The sequence below is a fragment of the Pseudomonas sp. PDM19 genome (assembly GCF_014852215.1).
Classification (GTDB): Bacteria; Pseudomonadota; Gammaproteobacteria; order Pseudomonadales; family Pseudomonadaceae; genus Pseudomonas.
The window spans coordinates 836,870-858,122 of record NZ_JACVBG010000005.1 but is presented as its reverse complement, the minus strand read 5'-3'; the positions used below and the strand labels follow the sequence as shown (position 1 = coordinate 858,122).

At 65.9% G+C, this 21,253-nt stretch carries 16 protein-coding genes; 4 read left to right on the top strand and 12 right to left on the bottom strand.

What is annotated here, in order from left to right; genetic code table 11:
* Window positions 1-228: 228 nt before the first annotated feature.
* From IB273_RS30335 to gbcA, 7 genes are all read right to left on the bottom strand, one after another.
* On the bottom strand, window positions 229-1,005 hold the full coding sequence (locus IB273_RS30335) for an electron transfer flavoprotein subunit beta (protein WP_081519134.1): 777 nt from the start codon (window positions 1,003-1,005) through the stop codon (window positions 229-231).
* 120 nt (window positions 1,006-1,125) lie between these two features.
* Complete coding sequence (locus IB273_RS30330; RefSeq protein ID WP_192225720.1) at window positions 1,126-2,358, bottom strand: electron transfer flavoprotein subunit alpha/FixB family protein; 1,233 nt, start codon at window positions 2,356-2,358, stop codon at window positions 1,126-1,128.
* Window positions 2,359-2,476: 118 nt separating this feature from the next.
* Window positions 2,477-4,444 carry a dimethylglycine demethylation protein DgcB gene (dgcB, locus tag IB273_RS30325; RefSeq protein ID WP_192225748.1) on the bottom strand — a complete coding sequence of 656 codons (1,968 nt, stop codon included), beginning with the start codon at window positions 4,442-4,444 and terminating at the stop codon, window positions 2,477-2,479.
* 191 nt (window positions 4,445-4,635) lie between these two features.
* Entirely contained in the window at window positions 4,636-6,696 is a 2,061-nt protein-coding gene (dgcA, locus tag IB273_RS30320; protein WP_151188755.1) for a dimethylglycine demethylation protein DgcA, read from the bottom strand.
* Between the two features lie 74 nt (window positions 6,697-6,770).
* Entirely contained in the window at window positions 6,771-7,301 is a 531-nt protein-coding gene (locus IB273_RS30315; RefSeq protein WP_081519130.1) for a 4-vinyl reductase, read from the bottom strand.
* A gap of 137 nt (window positions 7,302-7,438) precedes the next feature.
* Window positions 7,439-8,416, bottom strand: coding sequence for a dipeptidase (locus tag IB273_RS30310; protein WP_081519129.1), 978 nt, complete (start codon window positions 8,414-8,416; stop codon window positions 7,439-7,441).
* A gap of 503 nt (window positions 8,417-8,919) precedes the next feature.
* On the bottom strand, window positions 8,920-10,209 hold the full coding sequence (gene gbcA, locus IB273_RS30305; protein ID WP_081519128.1) for a glycine-betaine demethylase subunit GbcA: 1,290 nt from the start codon (window positions 10,207-10,209) through the stop codon (window positions 8,920-8,922).
* 429 nt (window positions 10,210-10,638) lie between these two features.
* Here gbcA and gbcB point away from each other — a divergent pair, with 429 nt between their 5' ends.
* Window positions 10,639-11,742: a glycine-betaine demethylase subunit GbcB gene (gbcB, locus tag IB273_RS30300; protein ID WP_081519127.1), complete on the top strand. Its 1,104-nt coding sequence runs from the start codon at window positions 10,639-10,641 to the stop codon at window positions 11,740-11,742.
* Between the two features lie 235 nt (window positions 11,743-11,977).
* Here the strand turns inward: gbcB and fusA are convergent, their stop codons facing one another.
* Window positions 11,978-14,026, bottom strand: a complete 2,049-nt coding sequence (gene fusA, locus IB273_RS30295; RefSeq protein WP_192225719.1) for an elongation factor G — start codon at window positions 14,024-14,026, stop codon at window positions 11,978-11,980.
* Between the two features lie 911 nt (window positions 14,027-14,937).
* Between fusA and IB273_RS30290 the strand changes: the two genes are divergently transcribed.
* Window positions 14,938-15,255, top strand: coding sequence for a heavy metal-binding domain-containing protein (locus tag IB273_RS30290; RefSeq protein WP_017521552.1), 318 nt, complete (start codon window positions 14,938-14,940; stop codon window positions 15,253-15,255).
* A gap of 186 nt (window positions 15,256-15,441) precedes the next feature.
* Here IB273_RS30290 and IB273_RS30285 read toward each other — a convergent pair whose 3' ends face one another.
* From IB273_RS30285 to IB273_RS30270, 4 genes are all read right to left on the bottom strand, one after another.
* The gene (locus tag IB273_RS30285; RefSeq protein ID WP_081519125.1) at window positions 15,442-16,485 is read right to left on the bottom strand and encodes a low specificity L-threonine aldolase; all 1,044 of its coding nucleotides are present in this window, start codon (window positions 16,483-16,485) and stop codon (window positions 15,442-15,444) included.
* A 75-nt stretch (window positions 16,486-16,560) separates the two neighbouring features.
* Window positions 16,561-16,986 carry a hypothetical protein gene (locus IB273_RS30280; protein ID WP_192225718.1) on the bottom strand — a complete coding sequence of 142 codons (426 nt, stop codon included), beginning with the start codon at window positions 16,984-16,986 and terminating at the stop codon, window positions 16,561-16,563.
* A gap of 119 nt (window positions 16,987-17,105) precedes the next feature.
* Window positions 17,106-17,786, bottom strand: coding sequence for a hypothetical protein (locus IB273_RS30275; RefSeq protein ID WP_081519123.1), 681 nt, complete (start codon window positions 17,784-17,786; stop codon window positions 17,106-17,108).
* Between the two features lie 65 nt (window positions 17,787-17,851).
* Window positions 17,852-18,379, bottom strand: a complete 528-nt coding sequence (locus IB273_RS30270; RefSeq protein ID WP_192225717.1) for a hypothetical protein — start codon at window positions 18,377-18,379, stop codon at window positions 17,852-17,854.
* Between the two features lie 241 nt (window positions 18,380-18,620).
* Here IB273_RS30270 and glyA point away from each other — a divergent pair, with 241 nt between their 5' ends.
* A complete protein-coding gene (gene glyA, locus IB273_RS30265) occupies window positions 18,621-19,874 on the top strand; it encodes a serine hydroxymethyltransferase (RefSeq protein ID WP_192225716.1) in 1,254 nt (417 codons plus the stop codon).
* A 128-nt stretch (window positions 19,875-20,002) separates the two neighbouring features.
* Window positions 20,003-21,253 carry a sarcosine oxidase subunit beta gene (locus IB273_RS30260; protein ID WP_192225715.1) on the top strand — a complete coding sequence of 417 codons (1,251 nt, stop codon included), beginning with the start codon at window positions 20,003-20,005 and terminating at the stop codon, window positions 21,251-21,253.

Sequence of the window (21,253 nt, the reverse complement as noted above, 5' to 3'; positions counted from 1 at the left end):
ATAAAGAAAGGGGCGCGGCGGGGCCAGCAGAAACGGGAATCTTCTGACAAGCCGTATGCTGTCAATTCAATAGCTTACGAGATAATTCTCGTGTCATTTCAATGATTTCCGGCCGCCAGCATGATTTCGACCGGAAAATCGCCCGTAAGGTTCGCTGGCGCGGACATCTGTAGGAGCGGGCCATGCCCGCGATCGCGCCCATCGAGCGCTCCTACAGGGAGCGCGGTGTCAGACACGAATCACCCCTTCTTCACGCAGCAGCTTGAAGATCGCCTCGGCACCCGCTTCGGCCGTGACGTCCTTGAGCACCTGCCCGGTGCCGCCGGAGGCCTTGGCGGTGGCGGCCTTCATGCGCTCGGCGCCGGTCTTCGCCTTGATCACCTTCAGCCGCTTGGGACGCGGGCGCGCCGGTTGCAGGTTGCCTTCGGCGAGCAGCGGGTCGTCCACCACCTCCACTTCATGGGCTTCCAGATAGCCGCGACGAGCCGGGCCGAACGCGCTCTGGCGAGCCACCGGCGCGGCATTGTCGACACTGGCGACGAAGGGCAGGCGCACCTTCAGCCGGCGCCGCTGGCCTCGGGGCAAGGCCTGCAGCACCTGGGCGCTGCCGCCTTCCACCTTCTCCACTTCCGCCAGGCCGACCACCAGCGGCCAGCCCAGCCGCTCAGCCAGCAGGAAGGGCAGCATGCCCGAGCCTTCGCCGGTTTCCGCCTGGGTGCCGGTGAGTACCAGTTGCGCATCGCTGTCGCCGAGATAGGCCGCCAGTGCCGGCAGGGCGTCGGCGCCAGCGGGCTGCTCCAGCACCGCCAGTTCGTCCAGGCCCATGCCGAGGTAGCCGCGCAGCGCTTCCTCGCCGGCGTCACCGGCATGCACCACACGCAGACGCTTGCCGGCGAGGCTCATGCCCAGCTCCACCGCGCGGGCATCCTGGTCGGCACGGCGCGCACGACCGGAGGCCGGGTGGGCGCCGATGGAAACCAGGGCGACGATGTTCAGGTCGTTCATAAGCCACCTCGGGCTTGCAAGCTGGCGTAGGGCGAATAACGCGCAGCGTTATCCGCCGATGTGGCTACGGCGGCGGATAAAGCCTTCGGCTTTATGCGCCCTACAGTCGGAGAAAACGCCTCAGGCCGCATCGCGCGCCGCTCCATTGCGATGGGCTTCGGCCAGGGCCATCAGCGCCTTGAGGATCGCCGTGGAATCGCCGATCACCGAGAGGTCGGCGCGTTTGATCATGTCGCAGCCCGGGTCCATGTTGATCGCCACCACCTTGTCGCAGGAGCCGATGCCCTGCAGGTGCTGGATCGCCCCGGAGATACCGACGGCGAGATAGACCCGCGCAGTGACCCAGGTGCCGGTAGCGCCGACCTGGCGCGCGCGCGGCATGTGGCCGTCGTCCACCGCCACGCGGGAAGCCCCTTCGGTGGCGCCGAGAGCGACAGCGGCGCGGTGGAACAGGTCCCAGTCCTTCACGCCATTGCCGCCGGAGAGGATGAACTCCGCCTCGGCCATGGGAATCTGCGCCGGGTCCACGGCCACCGGGCCGAGGTCCTCGATACGCGGGATGTTGCGCGCGACGCTGGAGTCCAGCTCCACGGCACGGGCTTCGTGGCGGGTCTCGCTGACCGGTTCGGCGCACTCGGCAGCGGCCAGGATCAGGCGCGGCAGCTCGCGGTGCAGGTCCTGCTGACCGGCACCGGCACGGCCGACGCAGCGCTCGCCTTCGGCCTGCCAGACGCGGGTCGCCGGACGTTCGCCGAGGCTTGCGGCCAACCGGCGACCCAGCTCGCCGCCACCACTGCGGCTGTCGGGCAGCAGCCAGTGGCGAGGAGCGAACTGGCTGTTGGCCGAGCGCAACGCCAGCACCCGTTGTTCCGGGGCGTAGCCGTCGTACTCGTTGCCTTCGATCATCAGCAGGCGGTCGACGCCGGCGGTATCGAAGGCACTTTCCTTGTGCTCGCCGAACACCACGGTGAGCACCGCGCCGTCGCTGCCGGCGAGCTTGCGGGCCAGGCCCAGCAGATCGCGGTCGTGGCTGGACAGACGACCGCCGACCATGTCCGGCACCACGGCAATCAGGAACGCCGGTTGTTCGAGAATCACCAGCGGCAGCTGCACCACTTCCGGAGCGCTGCTGCGCTTGCCGCCGGTGCCCTGCTGGCCACCGGAGCGGTCGATGCGTTTGACGCCATTGGGGCCGATGAAGCCCACCGCATGGGGGTTCTTGCGCACCACGCCGTTGGGGCCCATCCAGCGGCTCTCGCCGCCCTGGGCCGATTGCATGGCCGCGTGCAGCGGATGCAGGCGGTTGCGGGCGATCCACTCGGCGCGCGGGTCGCGGCGGATGATGTCGCTCATGCTCGATGCTCCAGGCAGGTGTAGGGCGAATAACGCGCAGCGTTATCCGCCGATGACGTCGAGACGGCGGATAAAGCCGTTGGCTTTATGCGCCCTACGAAGGCGTCCGGCGCGTTCATCAGTGCACCTCCGCCGTTTCTTCACGGCGCGCCAGCGAGGGCTTTTTTGCCGGCACCTCGGTGGCCTCGATGAGAACCTCGGCAACCAGTTCGGCGATGTCCTTGATCTCCGGGCGCGGCGCGACCACGCCTTCGAGCATCGCGGTGCATTGCGGGCAGCCCACGGCCACCAGCTCAGCGCCGGTTTCCTTGATGTCGGCCATGCGCATGTCGGGAATCCGCTGCTTGCCGGGGATGTCGGTGATCGGCGCGCCGCCACCACCGCCGCAGCAGCGCGAGCGGAAGCCGGAGCGTTGCATTTCCTTGACCTCGATGCCGATGGCCTTGAGCACAGCGCGTGGCGCTTCGTACTCGCCGTTGTAGCGGCCGAGGTAGCAGGGGTCGTGGTAGGTCACGCTGGCGGCCTTGCTCTGGCCGAGGTTCAGCGCGCCCTTGCGCACCAGCTCGTCGATGAAGGTGGTGTGGTGCAGCACCTGGTAGTTGCCGCCCAGCGCGCCGTACTCGTTCTTCAGCACGTGGAAGCTGTGCGGGTCGCAGCTGACGATGCGCTTGAAGCGGTACTTGGCCAGGGTGGCGATGTTGCGCCTGGCCAGGGTCTGGAAGGTCGCTTCGTCACCCAGGCGGCGGGCCACGTCGCCGCTGTCGCGCTCTTCCAGGCCGAGTACGGCGAAGTCGACATTGGCGGCCTTGAGGATCTTCACGAAGGACCGCAGGGTGCGCTGGTTGCGCATGTCGAAGGCACCGTCGCCGACCCAGAACAGCACGTCGGCCTGCTGCTTGTCGGCCAGCAGCGGCAGGTTCAGGTCCGCCGCCCAGTTCAGCCGGCCACCGGGGGCGAAGCCGCCGGGGTTGTCGGTGGCGATGAGGTTTTCCAGCACCTCGGCGCCCTTGTTCGGGGTCGCGCCCTTTTCCAGCGTGAGGTGGCGGCGCATGTCGACGATGGCGTCGACGTGCTCGATCATCATCGGGCATTCCTCGACGCAGGCGCGGCAGGTGGTACAGGACCACAGGGTCTCGGCATCCACCAGCGCCTTGCCGTCCAGCGCGACGATCGGCTGGTGCGGGCCGCCGCTGTGTTCGCCCAGCGGTTTTCCCGGATACGGGGAGCCGGCGAAGTTCGCGTCGCTGCCGCCAGCCAGGCCGATGACCATGTCCTGGATGAGCTTCTTCGGGTTCAGCGGCTGGCCGGCAGCGAACGCCGGGCACATGGCTTCGCACTTGCCGCACTGCACGCACGCGTCGAAGCCGAGCAGCTGGTTCCAGGTGAAGTCGGTGGGCTTCTCGACGCCCAGCGGCGCCATGGGGTCTTCCAGGTCCAGCGGTTTCAGGCCGGTGGAACGACCGCCACCGAAGCGCTCGGGACGGCGGTGCCAGGCCAGGTGCAGGGCCCCGGCGAAGGCGTGCTTCATCGGCCCGCCCCAGGTCATGCCGAAGAACAGCTCGGACACGCCCCAGGCCACTCCAATGGCGAGGATGGCCGCCAGGAACCAACCACCGAAGCCTTCCGGGAGGATGCCGGCCACCGGCAGGGTGGCGATGAAGAAGCTCGCCGAGAACATCAGCAGGCTTTTCGGCAGGCGCATCCAAGGGCCTTTCGACAGCCGCGACGGCGGGTCGAGGCGGCGCTTGGCAACGAACAGCGCGCCGCAGAACATCAGCGCTGTGGCGGCCAGCAGGGCGAAGCCGAGGATGCGGCTGTGCAGGCCGAAGCCGTGCACCAGGATGGCCAGCAGCGCGGCGGCGACGAAGCCGCCAGCGGTGGCCACGTGGGTCTTGGACATGTACTTGTCACGCTCGACCACGTGGTGCAGGTCCACCAGGTAGCGGCGCGGCATCTTCAGCAGGCCGCCGATCCAGTCGACCTGGGCGGGCCGGCCGCGGCGCCACATCGTAAAGCGCTTCACGGCGCCCAACACGGCGAGGCCGAGGGCGCTGAAGAGCAGGATGGGGAGGATGATGTTGAGCATTGTCATGGGTCTCCTCGCAGGGACCGAAATGGGGACTCCGGACCAGTCCCCTCTCCCTTCAGGGAGAGGGTTAGGGAGAGGGTGTTCGAGCCGGCACTGCGCATGGCCTGAAACACCCTCTCCCCCCGCCCTCTCCCGCAAGCGGGAGAGGGGGCTATCCGAGCCAGCCGGAGATCCTTACCGGGCCTGTATCAGAAGTCCTTGCACAGACGCAGCGCGTCATAGATCGCCGCATGCGTATTGCGCTGGGCCACGCAGTCGCCGATGCGGAACAGCAGGTAGCCATCGCCCGGCTCGCTGAGGCACGGCTGCGGCTTGATCGCGAACAGCGCCTCGACGTCGATCTGACCCTTGTTGCGCGAACCCTGCTTGAGCGCGTAGTACAGGGTCTCGTCCGGGCGCACGCCGTTCTCTACGACGATCTGGTCGACCACCCGCTCTTCTTTCGCGCCGGTGTATTCGTTCTCCAGCACCGCCACCAGCTTGTCGCCCTCGCGGTAGACCTTCTCCAGCATCAGGTCGCCGGTCATGATCACTTCCTTGGGGTACATGCTGCGGTAGTAGGTCGGGAAGGTGGTGCCGCCGATGGCCACGCCCGGCTTGATGTCGTCGGTGACGATCTCGACCTGGGCGCCCTTGTCGGCGAGGAAGTCCGCCACCGACATGCCGCTGAATTCGCAGATGGTGTCGTAGACCAGCACGTTCTTGCCCGGCGCCACCTTGCCGTCGAGCACGTCCCAGCTGCTGACCACCAGCCCGTCGGCGGCGCCCCAGTGTTCGTTCTGCTCGAGGAACGGGTGGCCGCCGTTGGCCAGCACCACCACATCGGGACGCAGGTCCAGGATGGTGTCGGCGTCCGCGCCGGTGCCCAGGCGCAGGTCGACATTCAGCCGCGCCAGTTCCAGCTGGTACCAGCGGGTAATGCCAGCGATCTGGTCACGCTGCGGGGCTTTCGAGGCCGTGGTGATCTGCCCGCCCAGTTGGTCCTTCTTCTCGAACAGGGTGACGTCGTGACCACGCTCGGCGGCGACGCGCGCCGCTTCCATGCCGGCCGGGCCGCCACCGACGACCACTACCTTGCGCTTCACGCCGGTGGTCTTCTCGATGATGTGCGGCACGCCCATGTATTCGCGGGAGGTGGCGGCGTTCTGGATGCACAGCACGTCCAGGCCCTGGTACTGGCGGTCGATGCAGTAGTTGGCGCCGACGCACTGCTTGATCTGGTCGATCTGGCCCATCTTGATCTTGGCGATCAGGTGCGGGTCGGCGATGTGCGCGCGGGTCATGCCGACCATGTCCACGTAGCCGCCCTCAAGGATGCGCGTGGCCTGGTTCGGGTCCTTGATGTTCTGCGCGTGCAGCACCGGCACATTGACCACTTCCTTGATGCCGGCAGCCAGGTGCAGGAAGGGCTCTGGCGGGTAGGTCATGTTCGGGATGACGTTGGCCAGGGTGTTGTGGGTGTCGCAGCCCGAGCCGACCACGCCGATGAAGTCGATCATGCCGGTGTCGCTGTAGTACTTGGCGATCTGCTTCATGTCGTCGTGGGTGAGGCCGTCCGGGTGGAACTCGTCACCGCAGATGCGCATGCCGACGCAGAAGTCGTCACCGACTTCCCGGCGCACGGCCTTGAGCACTTCCAGGCCGAACTTCATGCGGCCCTCGAAGGTGCCGCCCCACTCGTCGGTCCGCTTGTTGACGCGCGGGCTCCAGAACTGGTCGATCATGTGCTGGTGCACGGCGGACAGCTCGACGCCGTCCAGGCCGCCTTCCTTCGCCCGGCGTGCCGCCTGGGCGTAGTTGCCGATCACCCGCCAGATCTCTTCCGGCTCGATGGTCTTGCAGGTGGCGCGGTGCACCGGTTCGCGGATGCCCGAGGGCGACATCAGGGTCGGCCAGTTGAAGCCGTCCCAGCGCGAGCGGCGGCCCATGTGGGTAATCTGGATCATGATCTTGGCCCCATGCTTGTGCATGGCGTCGGCCAGGTTCTGGAAGTGCGGGATGATGCGGTCGGTGGAGAGGTTCACCGAGCTCCACCATTCCTGCGGGCTGTCGATGGCGACCACGGAGGAACCGCCGCAGATGGCCAGGCCGATACCGCCCTTGGCCTTCTCCTCGTAGTACTTCACGTAGCGCTCGGTGGTCATGCCGCCGTCGGTGGCGTAGACCTCGGCGTGGGCGGTGGAGAGCACGCGGTTGCGGATGGTCAGCTTGCCGATCTGGATCGGCTGGAACATTGCCTCGAAAGCCATTGCGGCATCCTCACGGGATCAGAGGTTTCTTGTTGTGGTGGCGGCCCGCGGGCCGCCGGTGCCGAAGTCGTGGATCAGAGAGGTTTGACGACGAACAGGCCGTCGTCGTGGCCTTCCTCGGCGCCGCTGTAGACCTGCTCGGCCACGGTGCGCAACGCGCTGCCGCGCGCCTGGAGAATCTGGTCCATGGCGCCGGCGAACCAGCCGGTGAACATGTAGTCGACCTTGCGGTTGACCTTGCCGTAGACGTACACGAAGGCCGAATGCTTCAGGCGTACCTGGGCAGTGCCCTTGTCGAGGTCGATCTGCTCGATCTGGAACAGGCCCCAGCCGCGCTGGGACAGGCGCTTCATGTAGTGCTCGAAGACTTCCACGCCGACCAGACCGTGGCACTCGGCTTCCTTCTCGCACCAGTGCCAGGCGGACTTGTAGCCGGCCTTGTAGAGGATTTCGGCATAGCGCTCGGCGCCCAGCTCTTCCTCGATGCCCATGTGGTTGTTGACGAAGAAGTGCCGCGGTACGTAGAGCATCGGCAGGGCGTCGGAGGTCCAGACGCCGGTTTCGCTGTCGACTTCGATGGGCAGTTCGGGGGCGTGTTTGGCCATGAGGTTTCGCTCCAATTCTTTTGGCTCCCTCTCCCTTGGGGAGAGGGTTGGGGTGAGGGGTTCTACGGGTGAGCGCGGCAGCCCTCACCCCGGCCCTAGCTGCGCGCCCCGCTCCTGAGGGAGAGGGGGAAAAGGGATTACTCGCCCCAGACTTCGCCGAGGATGCGCACCCAGTTCTCGCCCATGACCTTGCGCACCACGCGCTCGGGCATGCCGCGCTTGAGCAGGGTTTCGGTGAGGTTGGGGAATTCGCCCACGGTGCGGATGCCCAGCGGGTTGACGATCTTCCCGAAGTTGGTGAGGCGGCGGGCGTAACCCTTGTCGTGGGTCAGCCACTCGAAGAAGTCCTGGCCGTGGCCCTGGGTGAAGTCAGTGCCGATGCCGATGGCGTCCTCGCCGACGATGTTCATCACGTACTCGATGGCTTCGGCGTAGTCGTCGATGGTCGAGTCGATGCCCTTGGCGAGGAACGGCGCGAACATGGTCACGCCGACGAAGCCGCCGTGGTCGGCGATGAACTTCAGCTCGGCGTCGGACTTGTTGCGCGGGTGCTCTTTGAGGCCCGACGGCAGGCAGTGGGAATAGGTGACGGGCTTCTTCGACTCGAGGATGACTTCCTCGGAGGTCTTGGAGCCGACGTGGGACAGGTCGCACATGATGCCGACGCGGTTCATCTCCGCGACGATCTCGCGGCCGAAGCCGGAGAGGCCGCCGTCGCGCTCGTAGCAGCCGGTGCCGACCAGGTTCTGGGTGTTGTAGCACATCTGCACGATGCCCACGCCCAGCTGCTTGAACACCTCGACGTAGCCCAGCTGGTCCTCGAACGCGTGGGCGTTCTGGAAGCCGAAGAGGATGCCGGTCTTGCCCTGCTCCTTGGCCTTACGGATGTCGGCGGTGGTGCGCACCTGCAGCACCAGGTCGCTGTTGTCGCGGATCAGCTTGCTGCTGGAGACGATGTTGTTCACCGTCGCCTGGAATCCTTCCCACACCGACACGGTGCAGTTGGCGGCGGTCAGGCCGCCCTTGCGCATGTCCTCGAACAGCTCGCGGTTCCATTTGGCGATGATCAGGCCATCGATGACGATGCTGTCGGCGTGAAGTTCGGCTGGGCTCATCTTGGCGTCTCTCTTATCAGGGCCGGCTGGTCAGGCAAGGCTTGTCAGGCTTGGCGCGGCGGGTTTTCCCCCGACGCTTTGCAGGCAGGATATCCCTGCACCCCGAGGCGACCCGGTTCGAAAACGACCAGGGTCATACCGAAAGCGTCAAGGCGGCGACATGGGCGACAGCGTTTGCGTCGCACAGGGGAATGCGTGCCGCGCAAAGGCTCGGAAGCCGCGGATTACCGAGTAAGGGGAGATTCAGAGCCGAGACGCAGGATGGCGTGGAGCGCAGCGATACCCGTCAATTCACGACCGCGCTGCGCCGATGGGTATCGCTTCGCTCCACCCATCCTACAAAGAGCACAGCGACAGGGATCAGCGCTTGCGCCAGCAGGCAAAGAGGTTCCACGCCACCAGGCCGGTGACGAAAGCGGAGCTGCTGTAGAAGAGCATGGCGTCCACGTGGCTTCCTCCTGAACGACAACGCCCCCGTAGAGGGGGCGCTGGATGGCTGGGGCTTACTTCTCGGCGACCAGGCGGGCGTGGGCGGATTCCTCGCCCAGGTTGTTCAGCAGCCGCTCGCTGTACCAGTCGAGGAAGTTGATCACGCCGAACTCGTAGGTCTTGGAGTACGGCCCCGGCTGGTAGGCGGTGGAGTTGATGCCGCGCTGGTTCTCCTCGGCCAGGCGACGGTCCTGGTCGTTGGTGGCATCCCAGACTTCGCGCAGGCGGGCGACGTCGTAGTCGACGCCTTCCACCGCATCCTTGTGCACCAGCCACTTGGTGGTGACCATGGTTTCCTGCGCGCTGATCGGCCACACGGTGAAGACGATCAGGTGGTCGCCCATGCAGTGGTTCCACGAATGCGGCAGGTGCAGGATGCGCATCGAGCCCAGGTCCGGGTTCTGGATGCGGCCCATGAGCTTCTTGCTGCCCTGCTTGCCGTCCATGGTCATGGACACGGTGCCCTGCAGCAGCGGCATGCGCACAATGCGGTTGCGCAGGCCGAAGCTTTCATGGGCATAGGGAATCTTCTCGGCTTCCCAGGCGGTGGTGCAGGCGGCGACCTGGTCCTTGAACGCCTGGCTGGCGCGCGGGTCGGTGACGTCGTCCCACTCCAGCAGGGTGTTCAGCAGCTCCGGGTGGGAGCCGTTGCAGTGGTAGCACTCGCGGTTGTTCTCCAGCACCAGCTTCCAGTTGGCCTTTTCCATCAGCGTGGTCTGCACCGCGACCTTGGTGTTCTCCATGTCGTACGGCTCCATGTAGTGCTCGAGCGTACGCAGGAAGTCATCGATGGCCGGCGGGTTCTCCGACAGCGAGATGAAGATGTAGCCGCCGGCGGTCTTCACGTTCACCGGCTTGAGGCTGTAGTTCTTCATGTCGAAGTCGGCGCCCATCTCGGTGCCGGCGAACAGCAGGCGGCCGTCCAGCTCGTAGGTCCACTGGTGGTAGGGGCAGACCAGCTTGGCGACCTTGCCCTTGTCGCTGACGCACAGGCGCGAGCCACGGTGGCGGCAGACGTTGTGGAAGGCGTGGATCTTGCCTTCCGCACCGCGCAGGACGATCACCGGGTTGTCGCCGATCTGCAGGGTGAGGAAGTTGCCCTTGGCGGGGATCTCGCAGGTCATGCCAGCGATCAGCCACTCCTTGTGGAAGATCTCCTGCATGTCCAGCTGGAACAGGCGCTCGTCGTTGTAAAAGGGCTGCGGCAGCGAAAAGCTGTGGTCGCGGCTGCGCAGCATCTCGGCGGTGGCCTTGCGGGCCGGTTCCAGCGGGTCGCCCAGACTCAGGGTAGTGGTGACGTCCATTGCTCGGTCCTCATGCCGCAGCCCGGTCGGGCTGCCGGCGGAAATAAGTGGCTGATACGGTTTGCCACGCAGGGCTTGTTTGCGGCAGGTGCCAGGCGCGCCGAGTGCGCCGTTTCCCGCCGTCTCGCTCAACCTTGGGAGTTGCTCGGCATGGAGCTGAGTGTGGGGCCGCACCCCGGGATTACCCTTATCCATGGGCGACACGGCCACATCATTTCCCGACGCGCAACGGCACGTCCCAGGCGGCAGGTCGCGATAAGCATGCAAATGTCGCTGGCAGGTAAATGCAGCGGCCATCCTCGTGCACACAATCCGCCCCATCAGGCATGCCGAAAGGCCCCGTGCTTTCTACGCTCAAGCGACGTAGGCAAACGGGCCCCGGCGCTGCCCCATCAGGCCCAGCACGGCCCGCGTGCGCGGAGAGACAGCATGTCGACGAACAACTTCCTCAATCCGGTGAATACCCAGACCTGGGCCAACGGGCGCCACCTGGTGCGCTGCGTGAAGGCCATCCAGGAAACCTGGGATGTACGCACCTTCTGCTTCATGGCCGACGCGCCGATCATGTTCTTCTTCAAGCCGGGGCAGTTCGTCACCCTGGAGCTGGAGATCGACGGCCAGCCGATCATGCGCTCCTACACCATCTCCAGTTCGCCCTCGGTGCCCTACAGCTTCTCCATCACCATCAAGCGCGTGCCCGGCGGCAAGGTGTCGAACTGGCTGCACGACAACCTCAAGGAAGGCGACCAGATCCCGGTGCACGGGCCGGTGGGCAACTTCAACGCCATCGACTTCCCCGCCGAGAAGGTGCTGTTCCTCTCCGGCGGCGTCGGCATCACCCCGGTGATGTCCATGTCGCGCTGGTTCTTCGACACCAACGGCAACGTCGACATGGTCTTCGTGCACAGCGCGCGCACGCCCAAGGACATCATCTACCACCGCGAGCTGGAGCACATGAACTCGCGGATCAACAACTTCAAGCTGTACCTGGTCTGCGAGAAGTACGAGATGGGTGAGTCCTGGGCCGGCTACCGGGGCTTCCTGAACAAGGCGATGCTGCAGCTGATGGCGCCGGACTTCCTCGAGCGCGAGGTCTTCTGCTGCGGCCCGACGCCCTACATGCACGCGGTCAGGCGCCTGCTCGAAGCCGAGGGCTACGACATGTCGCGCTACCACGAGGAGGCCTTTGGCCCGACCCCGCCGGAAGTCCGCGCCGACGTGAAGGAACTGGCCGCCGAAGCCGCCGAGGCGCCGGCCGTGCCCCTGGCCGATCAGAACCTGGTGGAGTTCTGCGAGACCGGCAAGAGCATCCGCGTGGCACCGGGCGAGACCGTCCATGCCGCCGCCGCGCAGCTCGGCCTGCACATTCCCAAGGCCTGTGGCATGGGCATCTGCGGCACCTGCAAGGTCATGAAGCGCTCGGGCGAAGTGGAGATGGAGCACAACGGCGGGATCACCGACGAAGACGTCGCCGAAGGCTACATCCTGTCCTGCTGCAGCGTGCCCAAGGGTGACGTGGTGATCGAGTACTGATCACAGCCTGCCCCCACCTGTCCCACACGTTACCCACTGAGTTATCCACAGGCTGAAGGTGTCCCGAGGCAAGCTCGGAGACACCTCTGGCCGAACCGGCTGGCCGCCTCGATCCCGCCTGCAACCCTTATGCCACGTGGCTTTCACCTTTCCCGCAGACACGCCGGACAGTCGCGCGCCAAGGCCCAACCACGGGCCTTTTCGGGCAGCGGCTGCGACAACTATCCACATTCGCTCAGTCTTCTTCCGGGACGGCCTTGTAGCCACTCGACAGGCGCTGCTGCACGTCCTGTGGGACGGCGCTGTAATGGCTGGAAGAAAGGCTGTAGAGCCCCTGGCCGGCGGTGATGGATTTCAACCGGTTGGCGTAGCCGTCCAGCTCCGCCAGCGGCACCTGCCCGCGCACCAGCGCGACGCTCGCCGACAGCGACTCGGTGCCCAGTACCTGGCCCCGGCGGCCGGTGAGGTCGGCGGTGATGTCGCCCAGGTGGGTATCCGGCGTGGTCACCTCGATCTGCATCACCGGCTCCAGCACGATGCCGCCGGCATTGCGCAGCGCATCGAGCATGGCCTTGCGCCCGGCGGCCTGGAAGGCGATGTCCTTGGAATCCACCGAGTGGCTCTTGCCGTCGAACACCGTGACCTTCACGTCCTCCACCGGGAAACCAGCCAGCGGCCCGGCCGCCAGCGCCGAGCGCACGCCCTTCTCCACCGAGGGAATGAAGTTGCCGGGAATCACCCCGCCCTTGATCGCGTCGACGAAGGCGAAGCCTTCGCCGCGCGGCATTGGCTCAATGCGCAGGTAGACCTCGCCGAACTGCCCCGCCCCGCCAGTCTGCTTCTTGTGCCGGCTGTGGCCTTCGGCGCTGCGGGTCGCCGTTTCGCGGTAAGGCACGCTGGGCGCGCGGGTCTGCACTTCCAGCTTGTACTGCCCGGCCATGCGCTCGAGCAGATAGCGCAGGTGCAGCTCGCCCATGCCGCGCAGCACGGTTTCCTGGGTGGAGGCGTTGTAATCCAGGCGCACGCAGGGGTCTTCGGCTTGCAGGCGCTGGAGGATTTCCGCCAGGCGCTGTTCGTCGCCGCGGCGGCTCGCCTCGATGGCCAGGCCCTGCATCGGTGTGGGGAAATCCAGGGGCTTGAGGTGGATGCGGTCCTCGTCGTGGGAGTCGTGCAGCACCACGCCGTACTCCAGTTCGTCGACCTTGCTCAGCGCGCCGAAGTCACCGGGGATCAGCCACGGCGCCTCTTCGTGCTTCTTTCCCTGCAGGCGCAACAGATGGCCGACCTTGAACGGCTTGCGTCCATCGCCGGCGAACAACTGCATCTCCCGGCGGATCGTGCCCTGGTGCACGCGGAACACCGCGAGGCGGCCGACGAAGGGGTCGATCACCACCTTGAACACATGGGCCAGCACGTGGGCGGCCGGGTCGGGGCGGGCCTTAACCGGGTGCTCGGTGCCTTTGTCATCGGTGCGCAGGAACAGCGGCGGATTGCCCTCGGTGGGGTTCGGCGCGAGGCGCGCAAGGATGTTCGCCAGCTCCGGCACGCCGGCGCCGGTGCGGGCGGAAACAAAGCACAGCGGAATCAGGTGGCCTTCACGCAGGGCGCGCTCGAAGGGTTCGTGCAGCGCCTCGGGCGCTACCTCGCCCTCCTCCAGGTAATGCGCCATCAACGCCTCGTCGACCTCCACCACCTGGTCCACCAGCGCCTGGTGCGCCTCGGCCACCGAGGAGAAATCCGCCTCGCCGTCGGGATTGAAGAAACAATCCACAACCCGCGCTCCTCCCTCGGCCGGCAGGTTGATGGGCAGTACCTCCTTGCCGAACGACTCGCGCAAATCCGCCAGCAGGCCCGGCAGGTCGATGCGCTCGGCGTCGATCTTGTTCACCACCAGCATTCGACACAGCCCGCGCTCGCCGGCCCAATCCATCATACGGCGGGTGCTCAGTTCGATGCCGTTCTGCGCATTGACCACCACCAGCACGGTTTCCACCGCCGCCAGAGCCGGCAGTGCATGGCCGATGAAGTCGGGATTACCGGGCGTATCGATCAGGCGGACCTGCGCGCCCTCGTGCTCGAAGTGCACCAGGGCAGCGGCCAGCGAGTGGTGGTATTCGCGTTCCAGCGGGTCGGAGTCGCACAGCGTGTCGCCGCGCTCCAGCGAGCCCATGCTGGGAATGGCGCCGCTGTGCTGCAGCAGCGCTTCGGCAAGCAGGGTCTTGCCGCTGTCGCCGTGGCCGACCAGGGCCACGGTGCGGATCTGTTCCACCGAGTAACTGGACATGCTGAATCTCCCGCCCCCAGGGTGAGTGAAGTATAGGCAGCGGGCCCTGCGCCCCTGGACAAATATTGATCAGCCCGGCGCAAACCAGAAACAACGGGCTTTCCAGCGATTCATCCACAACCCGCCCACAAGTTCCCGGCAGAACGCTGCACAGCCAATGTGGAAAACCCCCCGAAAAATTCGCTGAAAGCCAGTAACGGCGCGACTTTCGCCAATTGATCAAAAAACGTACTAAGCAGACTGGGCCGCGCCGCGCGTGGCCTGCAGCGATCTGGGTACAGGTTGTCCACACCTTCTGCGAGATTCGCCCCACAGGCACTGTGGAAAGTTTCACGCAGCCCGCATCACTGGGGAAAAGACGCCTTGGATCAGTCGCTTGCATATTTCGCTGATCAATCTTTGAACAGCCCTCTGGAAGCCCCGCTGCCCGTGGCGCCGGCGATGTTTTCCACAGGAGGCACACAAGTGGGTCAACACAAACCGGGGATAGCGGTGGAAGGATCGTGCACAGGAATTTCGTCGCAATCGATACACAGGCCCGCAAGTGATTGAAAACACGCGACTGCTCAGAAAATAGCCAGCTTCAGGGAAGCCCCGTCCCATCGGCTCCGCAGCCACTGCCCAACAGTTTTTCCACAGGTTGGGCAAGCTTGCCTCCACAGCGGCTGTGGAGATCTCCACACCTCACCCAGACATCCGTGAAAGCCACGAATGACGGCGCTTCTCTGAAATTCTGCGACGATTTTCGGTCGTTCATGAAAGTGCCATGCCGCTGTCATTTCCCACCCCTTTATCCACAGCTTTATCACAAGGTTGCCCCCGGATTTCCGCCAAATGCTGAAACACAGCCGGCGCGGCCTTAGGTAGGGTGCGGAGCTATGCTGGATTTCCCCCAGCAGAGGAGTCAGCCCATGATCCTGACCACCACGCCCACCATCGAGGGCAAGACCATCCAGGAATACCGCGGCATCGTGGTCGGCGAGGCGATCCTCGGCGCGAACGTGTTCCGCGATCTGTTCGCCGGCCTGCGCGACATCATTGGCGGCCGCTCCGGGGCGTACGAGAAGGAACTGGGCAGGGCGCGGGAGATCGCCTTCGAGGAGCTGCAGGAGCGCGCGCAGGAGCTGGGCGCCAATGCCGTGGTCGGCATCGACCTGGATTACGAGGTCGTGGGGCAGAACGGCAGCATGCTGATGGTCAGCGTGAGCGGTACGGCGGTGCGTATCTGACACTGGAGTGTGATTACAGGAGCGCGCCATGCGCGCGATCGCGGGCATGGCGCGCTCCTACAAGGATTGATCAAAGTTTGAGTAGGCCAACGCAGACCTCGCCAACCGTGGTCTGCAGGCATTCATCCACAGGTTGGGGACAGGTTGCGCGAGCAACCGTCCCCAGCGCCTGGGGACAACTCAGGCTCAGGCGCCCATCACCCTACGAATGTCGGCCGCCAGTTCCTCGACGCGGGCGATCTCGGTATCCCACGAGCACATGAAGCGCGCGCCGCCGGCGCCGATGAAGGTGTAGAAGCGCCAGCCCAGCTGGCGCAGGGCTTCCAGGGCGGGCTCGGACATCTGCAGGAACACGCCGTTGGCTTCCACCGGGAACATCAGCTGCACACCCGGCACGTCGGCGACGCGCTCGGCCAGCAGTTGTGCACAGCGGTTGGCGTGGCTGGCGTAGTGCATCCAGGCGTCATCCTGCAGCACGCCGACCCAGGGCGCGGCGAGGAAGCGCATCTTCGAGGCCAGCTGGCCGGCCTGCTTGCAGCGGTAGTCGAAGCCTTCGGCCAGTTCGCGGTTGAAGAACAGGATGGCCTCGCCCACCGCCATGCCGTTCTTGGTGCCGCCGAAGCAGAGCACTTCGACGCCGGCCTTCCAGGTCAGCTCGGCCGGGGTCGCGCCAAGGAAAGCGCAGGCGTTGGAGAAACGCGCGCCATCCATGTGCAGGTGCAGGCCCAGCTCGCGGCAGGTAGCACTGAGCGCCTGCAACTCGTCCGGGCGGTAGACGGTGCCGACCTCGGTGGCCTGAGTGATGGTGACCACCCGCGCCTTCGGGTAATGGATGTCCTGGCGCTTGAGGGCGATCTCACGGATCGCCTCCGGGGTCAGCTTGCCCTGGGCGTCGGTGCGCGCCAGCAGCAGCTTGGAGCCGTTGGAGAAGAACTCCGGCGCGCCGCACTCGTCGGTCTCGACGTGGGCGGTCTCGGCGCAGATCACGCTGTGGTAGCTCTGGCACAGCGCCGCCAGGGCCAGGGAGTTGGCCGCGGTGCCGTTGAAGGCGAAGAAGACTTCGCAGTCGGTCTCGAACAGTTCGCGGAAATAATCAGAGGCGCGGGCGGTCCACTGGTCGTCGCCGTAGGCGCGTTCGTGACCGCGGTTGGCTTCGGCCATGGCCGCCCAGGCTTCGGGGCAGATGCCGGAGTAGTTGTCACTGGCGAACTGTTGGGTGTTGTCGGTCATGGCGCTGCCTCGGAACTGCACGGAAAGTCAGTCAGCAGCGTAGCGAAATCCCCGCCTCTCGTGCACCCGCCGGTCTTACATGCGCTGGTTCACGTAGGACGTCACGAACTGCTGGGCATCCTGGGTCTCGGAGAGTCCCTGGTCGTAGCAGACCTTGCGGCCGCTGCGCTCGCCGGGGAGCATCACTTCGCCACACTCGCCACGCAGCACCAGGGCAACGGGCTCCTCCCGCCGGGAATGGAGCTTGAACAGCGACTCATCCAGCAGGCTCAGCCCATCCATCCGGTGAATGCGCATGTTCCAGGCATGATCGACGCCGCCAATGCGCACCAGAAACATGTTGGCCCGGCGAGGCCCGATCTGCTCCACCCATACCTTGACGCCGTCGGCGCCGCTGTAGGCTTTGATTTCATGGGCCGGCGCCGGCATCTGCGTCGCCTGCACGGAAAGCGACAGCAGGGCCGCCAGGAATACAGGCAGGCCTCTCGTCTTGAAATTCATGGTCCTCCACCTCTTCCCGGCGTTGGGGGTAATTAACGACGCCGGGAATTTTCCTAAGAACTAGGCACGGTGGAGGATCAGAAAGTGGGACGAACCCCTGTCAGAACTCTCTTGATCGATCAGGGCAGCTTGGTCAGCGCCATCTGCTCGGAGATCGGCACGAACAGCTCGCGCAGGGACTGGGCGGTGCCGCCGTTGGGCTTGTCCGGCGAGGTCATGTTGAGCACGTAGCGGCCCTTGATCAGGCCGGTCAGGCTGGATTCTCCGGCCTTGTCGTCCGGGCCCGGCACGCTGATGGCCAGCGGGTCGCCCATGCGGGTGCTGTCGATCACCGGCAGGTACTGCTCGCCGCCGAACTGTGCGGCGGTGCCATTCTGCAGCGCGGCCTGGCGGGCCTGGTTGAGCAGCGAGACGTTCTTGGCGGTGGTGTCGCGCAGCTTGGCCTGGGCGGCCAGGTACTGCCTGGCGGCCTCGCCCTGCTGGTCGGCGCCCGGCGCCGGCAGGCCGGTGTCAGTCAGGGTCACGACCAGATGCTGGCTGCCATCGGCCTTGCCGTAGACGATGGTGGCGTCATCGTAGCCGCACTCGCGGGACAGGTAGGGATAGCCGTAGACGGCCTTGGTCGGCGGCAGCGCCTTCTCCAGTACATGGCCGGTGCAGCTGTCGCCCGCCGGGGTGGCCGCGGCGGCGGTGCCGGCAGCTTCGGGCGCGTCGGCCTTGGCGGGTTTGCTGTCGTCACCACAGCCCTGCAGTGTCGCGGTGAGCAGCAGGGCGGAAAGCAGAGTCAGGGAACGGTTCATGGCGTCCTCGCATTTCGTGAGGGGCGCAGTTTAGTCCCTTGGCCCAGCGGTTCCTATCGGCAGCTTCATTGCGGGGGGTTGCAGACCCAGCGCCCCTGCTTCTCGTCATAGCCGGCATCGATCACCGTCACCCCGGCGCCGCGTGCTTCCAGGCAGAAGGTCTTCATGAAGGTCGCCCGCTGGCCGTCCCCGGCACTGTCGCGCCCGCCGAGGGTGACGTTGTACAGGCCAGGCTCCAGGGCCCGTGCCGGGACTTTCTCGCGGAAGCCGGTGATGGCCTGGCCATAGGCGAAGCAGGTCTCGCTGCGCAGCGGTACACCCTGGGTCGGTTCGATGCTGGCCGACGACCAGAACGGCTCGTAAGGCTGGCGGGCGACTTCGATGGAATATACGGCCACTTGCCGTTCATCCACCTGCCGCGTGCGGTTGAAGAACAGGCCGGGCGACTTGAATGCCGCGCCGCCGAAGCACAGCGTCCGGCCCTGCACCCAGACCCGCGCGTCGCCGTCAAACAGGCGCGACATGCCCCAGGCCGACAACGCCGGCGCCAGCAGCGCAAGGCACAGCGAACCACATAAGAAGAAGCGCTTCATCGGGCAGGGCTCCGCGGGCCGCGCCGTCCTGGCGCGGGCATGTCGCATTCTGACCAGCCGTCGCGTGCAATTCCACGCACGCGGTCGCTTTTGCGCCGTTCACGGCATGTCGCAAACGCACCTACCCGCGACGTGCGCAGGCATCTGGGCTGACGGGGCCAGTCATACCATCGCTTCCAAGGGGGCCAGCTCGCGCCCCGCACCAGCCATGGCGCCCCACCGCGCCGCAGGGAGACCAGCGATGTTCAGCAAGCAAGACCAGATCCAGGGTTATGACGACGAACTGCTCGCGGCGATGGATGCCGAGGAAGCGCGCCAGGAGGACCACCTCGAGCTGATCGCTTCGGAGAACTACACCAGCAAGCGCGTCATGCAGGCTCAGGGCAGCGGGCTGACCAACAAGTACGCCGAAGGTTATCCGGGCAAGCGTTACTACGGTGGCTGCGAGCATGTGGATAAAGTCGAGCAGCTGGCCATCGATCGCGCCAAGCAGCTGTTCGGCGCCGACTACGCCAACGTCCAGCCGCACTCGGGCTCCTCGGCCAACTCCGCCGTGTACCTGGCGCTGATCAATGCCGGCGACACCATCCTGGGCATGAGCCTGGCCCACGGCGGCCACCTGACCCACGGTGCCAAGGTGTCGTCCTCGGGCAAGCTCTACAACGCCGTGCAGTACGGCCTGAACACCGACACCGGGCTGATCGACTACGACGAAGTCGAGCGCCTGGCCGTGGAGCACAAGCCGAAGATGATCGTCGCCGGCTTCTCCGCCTACTCCAAGACCCTCGACTTCCCGCGCTTCCGCGCCATCGCCGACAAGGTCGGGGCGCTGCTGTTCGTCGACATGGCCCACGTCGCCGGCCTGGTTGCCGCCGGTCTGTACCCGAACCCGCTGCCCTACGCCGACGTGGTTACCACCACCACCCACAAGACCCTGCGCGGCCCGCGCGGCGGCCTGATCCTGGCTAGGTCCAACGAAGAGATCGAGAAGAAGCTCAACTCCGCCGTCTTCCCCGGCGCCCAGGGCGGCCCGCTGATGCACGTGATCGCCGCCAAGGCAGTGTGCTTCAAGGAGGCGCTGGAGCCCGGCTTCAAGGACTACCAGGCCCAGGTGATCAGGAACGCCCAGGCCATGGCTTCGGTGTTCATCGAGCGCGGCTACGACGTGGTCTCCGGTGGCACCGACAACCACCTGATGCTGATCAGCCTGGTGAAGCAGGGCCTGACCGGCAAGGAAGCGGACGCCGCCCTGGGCCGTGTCGGCATCACGGTGAACAAGAACGCTGTGCCGAACGATCCGCAGAGCCCGTTCGTCACCTCCGGCATCCGCATCGGCACCCCGGCGGTGACTACCCGTGGCCTGAAGGAAGAACAGTGCCGCGAGCTGGCCGGCTGGATCAGCGACGTGCTGGACCACCTGGGCGACGCCGACGTGGAGGCCAAGGTCGCCACCCAGGTCGCGGGCCTGTGCGCGGACTTCCCGGTCTACCGTTGAGATTCCCCGAGGCTCTTTTGTAGGAGCGGGCCATGCCCGCGATTGGCCGGCAAAGCCGGCAACGGGTCGCGGGCATGGCCCGCTCCTACAGGTAGAACGCCGCGACAAGAGATATTCAGGAGCACCCCATGCAACGCTACTCCGGCTTCGGCCTGTTCAAGCACTCCCTGAGCCACCACGAGAACTGGCAGCGCATGTGGCGCACGCCCACGCCCAAGCAGGTCTACGACGTGGTCATCGTCGGCGGCGGCGGGCACGGCCTGGCCACGGCCTATTACCTGGCCAAGGAGCACGGCATCACCAACGTCGCGGTGGTCGAGAAGGGTTGGCTGGGTGGCGGCAACACCGCGCGCAACACCACCATCGTGCGCTCCAACTACCTGTGGGACGAGTCGGCGCTGCTCTACGAACACGCCATGAAGCTGTGGGAAGGCCTGTCCCAGGACCTCAACTACAACGTCATGTTCTCCCAGCGCGGGGTCTACAACCTCTGCCACACCCTGCAGGACATGCGTGACGGCGAACGCCGCGTGAGCGCCAACCGCCTCAACGGCGTCGACGGCGAGCTGCTCAATGCCCAGCAGGTGGCCGAAGAGATTCCCTACCTGAACTGCACCAAAAGCGCCCGCTACCCGGTCATGGGTTCCACCGTGCAGCGTCGCGGCGGCGTGGCCCGCCACGATGCCGTGGCCTGGGGCTTCGCCCGCGCCGCCGATGCCCTCGGTGTGGACCTGATCCAGCAGACCGAAGTGATCGGCTTCCGCAAGCAGGACGGCGCCGTCATCGGCGTCGAGACCAACCGCGGCTTCATCGGCGCCAAGCGCGTCGGCGTGGTCACCGCCGGTAACTCCGGGCACATGGCCAAGCTCGCCGGCTTCCGCCTGCCGATCGAATCGCACCCGCTGCAGGCACTGGTTTCCGAGCCGCTGAAACCCATCATCGACAGCGTGATCATGTCCAACGCCGTGCATGGCTACATCAGCCAGTCGGACAAGGGCGACCTGGTCATCGGTGCCGGCATCGACGGCTACAACGGCTACGGCCAGCGCGGCTCCTACCCGGTCATCGAGCACACCCTGCAGGCCATCGTCGAGATGTTCCCGGTGCTCTCGCGCGTGCGCATGAACCGCCAGTGGGGCGGCATCGTCGACACCACCCCGGACGCCTGCCCGATCATCGGCAAGGCCCCGGTGAAGAACCTGTTCTTCAACTGCGGCTGGGGCACCGGCGGCTTCAAGGCCACCCCCGGCTCGGGCAATGTCTTCGCCGCCACCCTCGCCAAGGGCGAGCCGAATCCGCTGGCCGCGCCCTTCTCCATCGAACGCTTCCACACCGGCGCGCTGATCGACGAACACGGCGCTGCCGCCGTCGCGCACTAA